The following is a 12,542-nucleotide window of genomic DNA, read 5'->3' on the forward strand; positions in this document are numbered from 1 at the left end:
GCGCGCCGCGCCTCACAGTTGGCGGTGCTGCAGGGCGGGCAATTGCTGGCGCACCTGGTGCAGGCGCTCGATGTCGATGTCGGCCAGCACCACGCCCGGGCCAGTCGATTGCAGGGCGAGCACTTCGCCCCAGGGATCGATCACCATGCTGTGGCCCCAGGTGCGGCGGCCGTTTTCGTGCGTACCGCCCTGGGCGCTGGCGATGACGAAGGCCTGGTTTTCGATGGCGCGGGCACGCAGCAGCACCTCCCAGTGCGCCTGGCCGGTGGTGTAGGTGAAAGCGGCGGGCACCAGCAGCACGTCGGCCGCGAGCACGCGGTACAGCTCGGCAAAACGCAGGTCGTAGCACACGCTCTGGCCCACGCGCCAGAGCTGGCCGGACCGGTCCTGCATGTCGAAGGTGGTGGGCGTGTCCCCGGCCTTGAGCACCGCGGCCTCGTCGTAGGCTTCGCGGCCGTTGTCGTAGCGGAACAGGTGGATCTTGTCGTAGCGGCTGACCTTCTTGCCCTTGGGGTCGTAGCTCAGCGAAGCGTTGGCCGCGTGCTGCGGATCCTCGGTGGCCATGGGCAAGGTGCCACCGACGACCCAGAGCTTGAGGTCGCGCGCCGCGTCGGAGAGAAAGTCCTGCACCGTGCCCAGGCCGGGCTGTTCGGCCAGCAGGAGCTTGTCGGTGTCCTGGTGGCCCATGAAGCAGAAATACTCGGGCAGCACGGCCAGCTCGGCGCCGCACTGGGCGGCCTGGCGCAGCAGGCGCAGGGCTTCACTGAGGTTGGCGTCGAGGCTGATGCCCGACACCATCTGGATGGCGGCAACTTTCATGGGCGACTCCTGATGATGGCCGCATTGTGCCGCCTCAGCGCGATGCGGGTGGCGGGGCGCCCGGCGCAGCCGCTGGCGCAGCGGCTGCGGCCGCCGCCGGCACGCTGCGCTCCACCTTGTCGACCTTGGGGTCGGCCCAGTGACCGGTGATGCGGAATTCCTGCGTGGCCGCCGACTGCAGCGGCTGGCGCAACAGGAACTGGGCAAAGAAGGTGCCCAGGCCCACGGCCGGGTTGATGGCGGTGGCGATCAGCGAAGCCGTGCCGGCGTTGAGTTCGGGCACGACGACGACCTTGAGGTCCTGCGTTTCTCGCGCGATGTCGGCCTGCCCCTCCATCAGCACGGCGGCGTTGACGCCCTTCATCTGCAGGTTGTTGGTGGCGACCACGCCCTGGGTGAGGCTGGCGTCGCCGCGCACGAAGTCGAAGGCAAACCCTTCGGAGAACACGTCGCGGAAGTCCAGCACCAGCCGGCGCGGCAGGGCCTGCAGGCTGAGCACCCCCAGCAACTTGGCCGCGCCGGGTTCGACCTTGAGGAACTGCCCGGACGCGATGTCGGCCTTGAGCTGCCCGGACAGGCTGGGATAGTCGATCTTGAACGGCGAGCCCAGCCAGCCGATGTTGCCTTCGATGCTGCCCCGGCCTCCGCGCACGGTGCCCTCGCGGCCGAAGCGCGTGAGCAGCTTGCCCGAGTCGGCGATGTCGAGCCGGAAGTTCAGCGCCATGCGCCGCTGTTCGGAGGCGCCGGTGGCGACCCAGTTGCCCGTGGCGTTGAAGCTGGCCTCGGGCACGGCAAAGTGCAGGCGGTTCAGGCGCCACTCGCGGTTGCGGGGGCCGCCCCGGTTGACGGCCTCGATTTCCACCCGGCCCAGACGCCGTTCGTCGAGCACGAAATCGTCGACCGCGATGTCCAGCGCGGGCACGCTGCTGGGTTGCTGCAGGATGGCCTCGACGTCGCTGGCATCGGCCGGCGCCAGCACCAGGCGCGCCAGCCGGGCGTACACGCTGCCCGCCCCCGCAGCGCCCCCACCACCGGGCTGGCGGTATTCGACGTAACCATTGAGTTCGCGGGCGTCGATGTTGGCGCGCCAGAGCTGGTCTTCGCGCGAGCCGCCGATGACCACGTCGCGGAAGGTCCGCCCGTCGACCGTGACCCGTTCGGCGGACGCGGCCAGCACGGTGGGCAGGTAGGCCTGACCGTCGGTGGCCGCAGCGGCCCGGTCGGCGGTCGCGGCGCCGGCTTCGGACGGCGGTGCGCTGTCGAGTTCGCTGAACACGCGCTGCCAGGCGTCGACGTCGATCTCGCGCAGCCGGGCATTGGCCAGCACGCCCTGCGGCGGCACGGGCGCGGCCTCGTCGGCGGCCAGCCCGAGTCCGATGCTGCCGCGCAGCACGCGCGACACCGGGGTGGTGACGTCGCGCTCGTAGCGCAGGCTCAGGTGCGAGGCCCCGCTGGCGCCCAGATCCACGGACATGCGGTCGGTGGTGGCCTCGGGCGCGTCGTGCGGCCCGCGGAAGGCCAGCACCTCGTTGCGGTAATGCAGGGGCAGCGCTGCGGCCGGCGCCTTGTCCAGCGGCGCGGGCAGGGCAAAACCCATGCCCTGCAGGCTGCTTTGCACGTCGACTTCGGCCACACCGCCGCGGAAGGCCAGGCGCGCGGTGTAGGCCGCGCTGCCCTGGGCCTTGGCGAACAGCCGCGAAACAAAGCCGAGCTGGCCGTCGCGCAGGCCTTCGGCCGTGGCCGTGCCCTGCCCGCTGAACAGCAGGCGCGCCGGGCCACCGGCCGGGTCGGGCTGCATGCCCCCTTCAAAGCGGGCCTCGCCGCCGTACAGGCGCGCTCGGCCACCGGTGACCTGGAAGCCCCGCTCGCTGAAGGCCAGGCTGCCGGTGGCGTTGGCCATGAGGGGCGAGTCGGGCGTGATCTGCACGTCGTTGCCGGTGAACTGCGCCGTGCCCTTGACCTTGCTGTGCCGGAGATCGTCGATGGGCAGCTGCAGGTCGAAGCGCACGTCGGCCGGGCCGGTCATGCGCGCCTGGGTGAGCGCCTCGCCGGTGAGCGTGTTCAGCGGCGTCTTGCGCACCATGTCCAGCAGCTCGCCGGCCGGCCCGCGCGCGTGGGCGCTGACCTCGACGGTGGGCGCATTGATCAGGTTGGCGATGGTGATGCGGCCATCGGTCAGCCGCACCTGGGGCGCGCCTTCGACGCCCGACTGCACCTGCGTGAGCTGCAGGCGCTGGCGGTCGAGCACGAGTTGGGCATCCAGGCCCTTGAGCACGTGCCAGGGCGCTTCGCCGGCTTCCTGCAGGAATGGGGGCACAAAGGCGAAGTCGACGCCCTTGAGCGCAGCGCTGATGCGGAATTCGCCCCGCGTGCCCGGCAGGTCGAACGGCACGTCGTAGACGTCGCCCTTGATGCGGAAATCCACCTGGCCGGAGCCCCCACCGCGCACCGCCTCCTGCACGTAGCGGCGCACCTCGGGCGCCACCACCAGGGGCAGGTAGCGGTACACGCGGGAGGCGTCGGCCCGCGTCAGGCGGGCGGTGAGGTCGAGAATGCCCGGAAAGCGCGAGCGCGCCGAACTGGTGGCGGGATCGGCGGTGGTCCAGTGGGCGCTGGCCGTGCCCTGGGCATCGGCATTGGACAGGCTGGCGTCTTCGAGCCAGACGTCGATGCGCTCGCCAGCCACACTCCAGCGCAGCCGGCCGCGCAGGCTGTCCAGCGCCAGGTTGGGGTCTTCGAACACGTCGGGCAGTTGCAGCACGCCCTGGTCGATGGACAGGTCGGCCCGGCCACCGTTCTGGTCCAGCTCGAAGCGGGCCGTGGCGCCTTGCACGCCGGGTCGGCCGGGCACGGGGTGGTCGCCGAACTGCGAGCGCTGGCCGCTGGGTTTGCCCGCCAGCGCCAGCCCGACGACGCGGCCGCTGGCGCGGTAGCTCAGGGGCACGGCAGCGGCCGTGGCGCTGGTCGGCGTGGCCGGCCGCCAGCGCGCCGAAAAACCTTCGACCCGACCGGCCGGCGTGAGCTCGGCCAGCCAGCGCCGCACCTCGGGCGCCAGGGGCAGGCGCTCGGCGATGGCAGCCAGCGGCGCCAGCTCGATGCGGTCGGCCGCCAGTTCGGTGCCGAGGGCCCCGTCCTGCCCGTTGCGGTGGCGCACGCGCACCTGGCTGGCCGGCCAGGCCAGGCCGTCGCGGGTGCGGAAGCTGAGGTTGGGCGTTTCAAAGCCGAAACCGCCGGGGCCCCAGTCGGCCTGCGCCCGGCCCTGCACGGTGTCCAGCGCCAGCGGTTCGAGATCGGGGCCGAGCTGCACGTCCACGTCCTGCAGGTCGACGTCGGCCGTGGCGGCCTTGACCTGGCCGCGCTCGACGTCGAGCCAGGTGCGCACGGCTCCGTGGCCGGAGCGCACGGCGACGCCCCATTCGGACAGGTCAGCATAGGTCCGCAGCCGGGCAACGTCCACCCGGCCAAAGTCGGCAAACAGTTCGCCACTCCAGTGGCGCCAGACCGGTTCGCCGGCGCGCCGCTGGCTGAGGTCGATCAGCGGTTCGGTAAAGCGCCCGCGCAGGCTCAGGCGGTCGCCCCATTCGGGCGGCGGCGTGCCGTCCAGGCGCATGTCGTGGTGGCGCAGACCGTTGCGCACCACGAGTTCGACACCGGAAAGCTCCAGCGGCGCCCGGCCCTTGAGGTCATCGGTCCAGCGCAGCGTGCCGCCCTCGATCGTGAAGGCCGGCTGCCTGAAGAACCATTGGGCGGCGGCGCCGTCGTCGCCGGGACCGGACAGGTCGAGCCCGGCCACCAGGATGCGGCCACCGGCTTCGCGCCGGATATCGAGCACGGGACGCACGATGTGCAGTTGCTCGAACCCCAGGTGCCAGAGCGAACGCGCCGAGAGCGACGCCCGCACCGCCGGCAGTTGCAGGGCTTCCCGGCCCTCGGGGTCGTAGAGGCGCACATCGCCGAGTTCCAGCGTGGGCACCAGTTCGGGCAGCCAGCCGTCGCTGCGGCGCGGCAGCGTGGTGATGCTGCCGACCTTGACGGGCACGCCCAGCGCGCTGCTGGCCCAGCGCTCCAGATCGGGGCGCCATTCGCCGATTCGCGGCACAATCCAGCCGTGCAGGGCGCCCCAGGTCAGCAGGAACAGCACCCATGCGGCCACCACCAGCCACAGCAGACAGCGGGTGGCGACGGAGAAAAACCGGAGGGTGCGCGGGGAAAGGGACCGAGTGGTAGGGTCGGCGGCTGAAGCCGGGCGCTCAGGATTCATGACTACCGCAAATTATGACGGCCAGCCAGAACCTCAACGCCCGCCATCCCGTTTCCACATTGTCAAGAAGTGTGAAGTCTTCCCCAGGAACCGTCTGCCCCGCGCTGACCGACGAACACCGGCGCGCCGATCACTCCCGCTTTGTGCAGCGGGTGCGCCGCCGCTATGAGGCCGAACTGAGCACGCTGCCCCCGGGCACGCCGACCCGCGCCACCATGACCGGCTGCCTGGACACGCTGCGCGGCCGCGGCCTGGCCATGCCGGCGGCGCTGCGCGTGCTGCGCCAGTTGGTGATGGAACGCCTGGTGGTGCTGGACTGCGAGCAGCACGCCCCGCTGGCCGACGTGACGGGCGCCGTCACCACGCTGGCCGAGATCGCGCTGGACCAGGCCTGCCTGCTGGCCTTTGCCGATCTCGACGCCCTGCACGGCGCGCCACTGGTCGAAGACAGCGGCGACGCGGCCGCCCCCCAGCGGGCGCAGCTCTGGGTGATCGGCATGGGCAAGCTCGGCGCGCGCGAGCTCAATGTCTCCAGCGACATCGACCTGATCTACGTCTACGACCACGACGGCGAAACCGCCGGCAATGCCGATGGCCGTCACCGCATCAGCAACCACGAATATTTCGCCAAGGCGGTCAAGCACATCTACGGCACGGTCGGCGACGCCACCGAACACGGCAGCGTGTTCCGCGTCGACCTGGCGCTGCGGCCCAACGGCAATTCGGGCCCGAGCGTGGTCTCGCTCGCCGCGCTGGAAGAGTATTTCCTGGTCCAGGGCCGCGAATGGGAGCGTTTCGCCTGGCTCAAGAGCCGGGTGATCGCGCCCGCCGCCAGCATCCGCGACGGCAGCGCCAGCGCGATGCGCGGCCCGGTGCTGCCCTTCGTGTTCCGTCGCTACCTCGACTACAACGTCTTCGACGCGCTGCGCACGCTGCACCGGCAGATCCGCGACCACGCCGCCAAGCGCGCGGCCGGCAACCCCGGCCGGGCCAACGACGTCAAGCTCTCGCGCGGGGGCATCCGGGAAATCGAATTCACCGTGCAGCTGCTGCAGGTGGTGCGCGGCGGCCAGTTCCCCGAACTGCGCACCCGCCCCACGCTGGACGCGCTGAACCGGCTGTGCAAGGCCGGCCTGATGCCGCGCACCACGGCCGACGCCCTGGCCGCGGCCTACGAATTCCTGCGCAAGGTGGAGCACCGCATCCAGTACCTGGATGACCAGCAGACCCACCTGATGCCCACGCGCGACGACGATCTGGCCTGGATCGCCGCCACCCTGGGCTACCCCGACGTGTGCGCCTTCCTGTGCGAGCTGGACAGCCACCGCGAAACCGTGGCGGGCGAATTCGACACCCTGCTCGGCGGCCCGCAAAAGGGCGGCTGCAACGGCAAGGGCTGCACCAGCCGGGCCAGCGGGCGCAGCGCGGTCGAAGACCTGCAGGACGCGCTGCCGCAACTGCCCGAAGCCTTTGCCGCCAAGGTGGCCGCGTGGTGCGAACACCCCCGGGTGCAGGCCCTGCGCGAGGACGCGCGGCTGCGGCTGGTGCGGCTGGTCGAACGCACCGGTGCCTGGCTGCAGGACGGCCGGGTGACCGAGCTGGCCGCGCTGCGGCTGGCCGACTGGATCGAAACGCTGTTGCGCCGCGAGAGCTACCTGGCCTTGCTGCAGGAGCGGCCGTCGGTGCACGAACGCCTGCTGCGCCTGCTGGGCGCGGCCAAGTGGCCGGCGCGCTACCTGCAGCGCCACCCCGGCGTGATCGACGAGCTCGCCAGCCGCCAGCTGATGGACGAGCGGTTCGACGCGGCCCAGTTCGAGGCCGACCTGGACGAACGCCGCGCCTCGCTCGCTCGCACCGGCGAAGACGACGAGGAAGCCCTGCTGAACCTGCTGCGCCGTGCCCACCACGCCGAGGTGTTCCGCACCCTGGCACGGGACGTGGAAGGTGTGCTCAGCGTCGAACAGGTGGCCGACGACCTCTCGGCCCTGGCCGACGCGCTGCTGCGCGTGACCACCCGCTGGTGCTGGAGCCGGCTGAAAAACCGCCACCGCGACGAGCCGGCCTTCGCCATCATTGGCTACGGCAAGCTCGGCGGCAAGGAACTGGGCTACGGCAGCGACCTCGACATCGTCTTTGTCTACGAAGACGCGCACGAAAACGCCAGCGAGATCTACGCCGCCTTCGTGCGCAAGCTGATCAACTGGCTGACCGTGAAAACCGGCGAAGGCGACCTCTACGAGATCGACACCGCGCTGCGGCCCAACGGCAATTCGGGCCTGCTGGTCACGGGCTTCACCTCGTACGAGAACTACCAGCGCGGCCGCGGCAGCAACACGGCCTGGACCTGGGAACACCAGGCGATGACGCGCGCCCGGTGCGTGCTCCCCGCCGAGGGGGCGCTGGCGACCCGCTTCGACGCGGTGCGCGAGGCGGTCATCACCGCCGAACGCGACCACGCGGCGCTGGCGCAGGAAATCCGCAGCATGCGCGAGAAGGTGCGCGCCGCGCACCCGGTGCGCGGCGGCCGCTTCGACGTCAAGCACAGCGCAGGCGGCATGGTCGACGCGGAATTCGTGGTGCAGTACCTGGTGCTGGCGCATTCGCAGGCGCACCCCGAACTGCGCGCCAACGTGGGCAACATCGCGCTGCTGCTGCGGGCCGAAAGCGCCGGCCTGCTGCCTGCCGGCGTGGGCCGCGCCGCCGCCGACGCCTACCGCGAACTGCGCCACATCCAGCACCAGGCCCGGCTGGACGAAGCCCCCACCCAGATCGATACGCAGGCCTCGACCGCACTGGCCCAGGCCGTCCAGGCGCTCTGGCAACACGTGCTGGGCCAACCGGCTTCCGCATGAAAACCTCGCGGAGCTGGCTGCTGCTGTGCATGCTGCACGGCGTGGCCAGCATGCTGCTGTGGTGGGCCCGTGACAGCGCCGTGGACCTGCTGACCTGGCAGGCCGACGACTGGACCACCCGCCCCTGGACGCTGTGGACCACGGTCTGGGTGCACCTGAACACCCCGAACCTGATCGCCAACCAGCTCGCGCTCGGCGCCCTCACCGCCCTGGCCTGGATGATGCGGCCGCCCCTGGGCGCGGCGCTGGCCTGGCTGCTGGCCTGGCCCCTGACGCAACTGATGCTGCCGCTGTGGCCGCAGATCGGCTATGCCGTCGGCCTGGCCGGCCTGCTGCATGCGGGCACCGCGGTGATGGTGGTGTACCTGGTGGCGCAGCGCGTGCCGGTGGCCCGCGCCCGGCGCTGGGGCATCCTGCTGGGCGTAAGCCTGCTGGGCAAGCTGTGGCTGGAAAGCGCCTGGTCCTACCCCGTGATCTGGGACACCAGCAACGAGATGTCGGTGGTGCAGGCCGCGCACCTCACGGGCGCGCTCTGGGGCCTGGTGCTGGCCTTGTTCGCGATGCTCGCGAGCGACCGGGTGTCCCGCTGGCACGTGGGTTGAATCCACCCGCGCCCGGCCTGCGTATCCCCCAGACACCCGGTCCCGCCGGCAGGAACCCTGCCCGCCCGGGCCTGTCCAACAGCCTGCTGTCTTCGTCCTGGAGTCCACCATGCCCAACGCCCTGCCCCCACACGCCGCCGCCCCGTCCCCGAAGCCCCTGCCCGGACCGGGCCTGAAGCGCCGCACGGCCCTGGCCGCCGGTGTGGCCTGGGTCGGCCTCGGTGCTGGCGGCATGGTCCCCCGATCTGCCGCCGCGGCCACCGGCAGCGCCGCCTGCCCGGCCCTGCTGACCCACACCTTCGAGCGCCTGCAGGACGAAAAACCGCAGGACCTGTGCCAGTACGCCGGCCAGGCGGTGCTGGTGGTCAACACCGCCAGCTACTGCGGCTTCACCGGCCAGTACAAGGGCCTGGAGGCCTTGTACGACCGCTTCCGCCCGCAGGGCCTGGTGGTGCTCGGGTTTCCCTCCAACGACTTCAGCCAGGAACCGGGCAGCAACCAGACCATCGCCGAATTCTGTGAAAACACCTTCGGCGTGCGTTTCCCGATGTTTGCCAAAAGCAGCGTGGCGGGAGCGCGAGCCAACCCGCTGTACCAGCAGCTTGCCCGGATCACCGGCGAAGCTCCGCGCTGGAATTTCCACAAGTACCTGATTGCCCGCGATGGCCGCACGGTGCGCAGCTACGGCAGCCGCGTGGCGCCCGACCAGCGCGATTTCCTGCGCGACGTGGAACAGGTGCTGGCGGCCAAGGGCTGAGCAGCGGCGCACACGCGAACCCCTGCGTGCCGTTGGTCGGACGCCTGCCCCGGATGAACGGCGCGGGAACTTTCTGCCGGCGAGCCGCCTCCATGACAGCAAGGCGTTTCACACGCCGCCCCTTTTTGTCTGCGAAGCCTTCCACCGTGTGGTGGATGCAATCCCGAGGCGCTTCTCCTCCTCCTCCCTCCCTCCCTTCTTCGTTTCGGGGCGCTTCGCAGACCTTGTCTTTCCAGCCCGGCGCCGCTGGCAGCGACCGGCTTCAGTGCAGGCCCGGCACCGGCTCCACCTGCCGGGCGTCGAGCATGTAACCCATCCCCCTGACCGTCTTGATCAGCGGCGCGCCCACCGCCTGGGCCCCGCCCAGTTTGTGGCGCAGGCGGGCGATCAGCCGCTCCAGGCCGCCATCGGGCGGGGCGCTGGCCCGGCCGCGCGCCTGGTCGAACAGCTGATCGCGGGTCACCACCGCCCGCGGGCACGCCAGCAACGCATCGAGCAGGCGGCATTCGGCGTTCGACAGCGGCAGCATGGCGCCCTCGGGAGTCTGCAGGTAGCGCTGCGTGCGGTGCAGTTGCCAGCCATCGAAGCGGACCTCCCCCGCGCCGCTCAGCCCCCGGGGCTGGGTGCGGTCGGCCTGGGCTCGGCGCAGCACGCGCTGGACGCGGGCGGCAAATTCGACCGGATCGAGGGGTTTGGTGATGCATTCGTCCGCACCGCTCTCGAACCCGACGATGCGGTCGTAGGACGAGGCCCGCGCAATCAGCACGACCACCGGCAACGCCGAAACGGCACGCAGGCGCCTCAGCAGCGCCAGACCGTGGGTGTCCGGCAGGCCCAGGTCGAGCACCACCAGATCCACCGGCTCACGCGCCAGCAGCTCGTCCATGGCCGCCGCATCGCCCGCCACGCTGACGGTCATGCCGTGGCGGTGCAGGCAGGTGATCACCCGCTGGGTGATCGCCGGATCGTCGCCCACCACCAGAACATGGGGCTGTGTGTTCATGACAGCCAGTCTAGGAAGCGGCCGACGGGCCGTTCGCGGAAATAGACGGGTTGTCCGGGCCTTTATCGGCCCGGTGCCCGGTCAGGCCGTCGGCTGGGTGTCGACGAAGCTCTGGCGCAGCGCGAGTTTGTCGCTGAGTTTGGCCAGATTCGGGTAGGGGCCGCGCCAGTCGATGGCGGGGAAGCGGAAATCCAGGTAGCCGAGCGCGCAGCCCACCGCGATGTCGGACAGGCTCAGGTGGATGCCGGAACAGAAGGGCTTGTCGCCCAGGCCCTGGCTCATGGACTTGAGCGCGCCCTGGATCTTGCCCATCTGGCGGTCGACCCAGGCCTGGCTGCGCTCGCCGGCGGCGCGCCCGGGCCAGGTGAGTTCGAGCCGCGCCAGGATGGCGGCGTCAAGCAGGCCGTCGGCCAGCGCTTCCCAGGTCTTGACCTCGGCGCGCTCGCGGCCCGAAGGTGGAATGAGCTTGCCCACCGGCGAGAGTGTGTCGAGGTATTCGACGATCACCCGCGAGTCGAACACCGCTTCGCCGCCTTCCATGATCAGGCAGGGCACCTTGCCGAGTGGGTTGGCATCGGTGATGTGGGTGTCGGCCGACCAGACGTCTTCCTGGATGAACTGGTAATCCAGCTTCTTTTCCGCCATGACAACACGGACTTTGCGGACGTAAGGGCTGGTGATGGCGCCAATGAGCTTCATGGATGACGTCGACCGGGGGGTGATGGGGGTGGCATTTTAGCCAGCGAAACCGCCGGTCGCACTGACGCCTGTGCACTGCTGGCGACCGGCTGGCGCCCAGGGGCCGAACCTACAATGGCGGGATGCGAGCTTCTTCTTCCCCCGCGGCCCCGGCGGCCACCCTGTCCCCGATTTCTGCCCTCTCGCCCCTGGACGGCCGCTACGCCGGCAAGCTGGCGGCGCTGCGCCCGTTCATGAGCGAACAGGGCTACATGCACCGGCGCGTGCAGGTGGAAATCGCCTGGTTCATCGCGCTGTCGGACGCCGGCTTCACCGAATTCGCCCCGCTGTCGCCGGGCGCCCGCACCTATCTGCTGGGCCTGGTCAAGAACTTCAGCGAAGACGATGCGGCCGCGATCAAGGCGATCGAGAAAACCACCAACCACGACGTGAAGGCGGTCGAATACTGGATCAAGTCCAAGTTCGAGGCCCGGCCCGAACTGGAGAAGGCCGCCGAGTTCGTGCACTTCGCCTGCACCAGCGAAGACATCAACAACACCAGCCACGCCCTGCAGCTCAAAGGCGGGCGCGACCAGGTGCTGCTGCCGGCGCTGGACCAGATCATCGACAAGCTGCGCGCCATGGCGCAGGCCCACGCCGCGGTGCCCATGCTCAGCCGCACCCACGGCCAGACCGCCAGCCCCACCACCGTGGGCAAGGAAATCGCCAACGTGGTGGTGCGGCTGACCACGGCGCGCGAGCGGATCGCCAGCGTCAAGCTGATGGGCAAGATGAACGGGGCCGTGGGCAACTACAACGCCCACCTCTCGGCCTGGCCCGACTTCGACTGGGAGAACTTCAGCCAGAAGGTGGTGGAGACGCCCGAGCCGCTGGGCCTGGGGCTGACCTTCCAGCCGTATTCGATCCAGATCGAGCCGCACGACTACATGGCCGAGCTGTTCGACGCCATCGCGCGCACCAACACCATCCTGATCGACCTGTCGCGCGACATCTGGGGTTATGTCAGCCTGGGCTACTTCAAGCAGAAGCTCAAGGCCGGCGAGATCGGCTCCAGCACCATGCCGCACAAGGTCAACCCGATCGACTTCGAGAACGCCGAAGGCAATCTGGGCCTGGCCAACGCCGTGCTCAAGCACCTGAGCGAGAAGCTGCCGATCAGCCGCTGGCAGCGCGACCTGACCGACTCGACCGTGCTGCGCAACATGGGTGTGGCCATGGGCTATGCGGTGCTGGCCTACGCCTCGCTGATGACCGGTCTGAACAAGCTCGAACTGAATGAAGAGGCTCTGGCCACCGACCTGGACGCCTCGTGGGAAGTGCTGGCCGAGCCGATCCAGACCGTGATGCGCCGCTTCGGCGTGCCCGGCGCCTACGAAAAGCTCAAGGAAGTCACGCGCGGCAAGACCGTCACGGCCGAAGCGCTGCACACGCTGATCCGCAGCCTGGAAATTCCCCAGGCCGAGAAGGACCGCCTGCTGGCCATGACGCCCGGCAGCTACGTGGGCAAGGCCGCCGAACTGGCGCGCCGCGCCTGATCCCCCGCTTCACC

8 protein-coding genes are annotated in these 12,542 nt (G+C 70.2%); 4 read left to right on the plus strand and 4 right to left on the minus strand.

Annotated features, from left to right (window positions below; all coding sequences use genetic code 11):
* Positions 1-12: 12 nt before the first annotated feature.
* Together L0977_RS07285 and L0977_RS07290 are read right to left on the minus strand one after the other, a co-directional pair.
* Complete coding sequence (locus L0977_RS07285) at positions 13-819, minus strand: carbon-nitrogen hydrolase family protein (protein WP_234264196.1); 807 nt, start codon at positions 817-819, stop codon at positions 13-15.
* Between the two features lie 34 nt (positions 820-853).
* Positions 854-5,080 carry a YhdP family protein gene (locus tag L0977_RS07290; protein ID WP_234264197.1) on the minus strand — a complete coding sequence of 1,409 codons (4,227 nt, stop codon included), beginning with the start codon at positions 5,078-5,080 and terminating at the stop codon, positions 854-856.
* A gap of 14 nt (positions 5,081-5,094) precedes the next feature.
* Between L0977_RS07290 and glnE the strand changes: the two genes are divergently transcribed.
* The 3 genes from glnE to L0977_RS07305 all read left to right on the plus strand — a co-directional run bounded on the left by glnE (position 5,095) and on the right by L0977_RS07305 (position 9,291).
* The gene (glnE, locus tag L0977_RS07295; RefSeq protein WP_234264198.1) at positions 5,095-7,932 is read left to right on the plus strand and encodes a bifunctional [glutamate--ammonia ligase]-adenylyl-L-tyrosine phosphorylase/[glutamate--ammonia-ligase] adenylyltransferase; all 2,838 of its coding nucleotides are present in this window, start codon (positions 5,095-5,097) and stop codon (positions 7,930-7,932) included.
* Entirely contained in the window at positions 7,929-8,534 is a 606-nt protein-coding gene (locus L0977_RS07300; protein WP_234264199.1) for a rhomboid family intramembrane serine protease, read from the plus strand. Before glnE ends, L0977_RS07300 begins: the two co-directional genes overlap by 4 nt.
* A 109-nt stretch (positions 8,535-8,643) precedes the next feature.
* Positions 8,644-9,291 carry a glutathione peroxidase gene (locus L0977_RS07305; RefSeq protein ID WP_442786617.1) on the plus strand — a complete coding sequence of 216 codons (648 nt, stop codon included), beginning with the start codon at positions 8,644-8,646 and terminating at the stop codon, positions 9,289-9,291.
* Positions 9,292-9,553: 262 nt separating this feature from the next.
* On the opposite strand, the gene L0977_RS07310 is transcribed toward L0977_RS07305, so the two are convergent.
* Positions 9,554-10,294, minus strand: a complete 741-nt coding sequence (locus L0977_RS07310) for a response regulator transcription factor (RefSeq protein WP_234264200.1) — start codon at positions 10,292-10,294, stop codon at positions 9,554-9,556.
* An 81-nt stretch (positions 10,295-10,375) separates the two neighbouring features.
* Positions 10,376-10,993 carry a glutathione S-transferase N-terminal domain-containing protein gene (locus L0977_RS07315; RefSeq protein WP_234264201.1) on the minus strand — a complete coding sequence of 206 codons (618 nt, stop codon included), beginning with the start codon at positions 10,991-10,993 and terminating at the stop codon, positions 10,376-10,378.
* A gap of 122 nt (positions 10,994-11,115) precedes the next feature.
* Here L0977_RS07315 and purB point away from each other — a divergent pair, with 122 nt between their 5' ends.
* On the plus strand, positions 11,116-12,528 hold the full coding sequence (purB, locus tag L0977_RS07320; RefSeq protein WP_234264202.1) for an adenylosuccinate lyase: 1,413 nt from the start codon (positions 11,116-11,118) through the stop codon (positions 12,526-12,528).
* Positions 12,529-12,542 lie beyond the last annotated feature (14 nt).

Origin of the sequence: Hydrogenophaga sp. NFH-34, from assembly GCF_021401345.1 — a bacterium.
In the GTDB taxonomy this organism is placed as follows: Bacteria; Pseudomonadota; Gammaproteobacteria; order Burkholderiales; family Burkholderiaceae_C; genus Hydrogenophaga; species Hydrogenophaga electricum.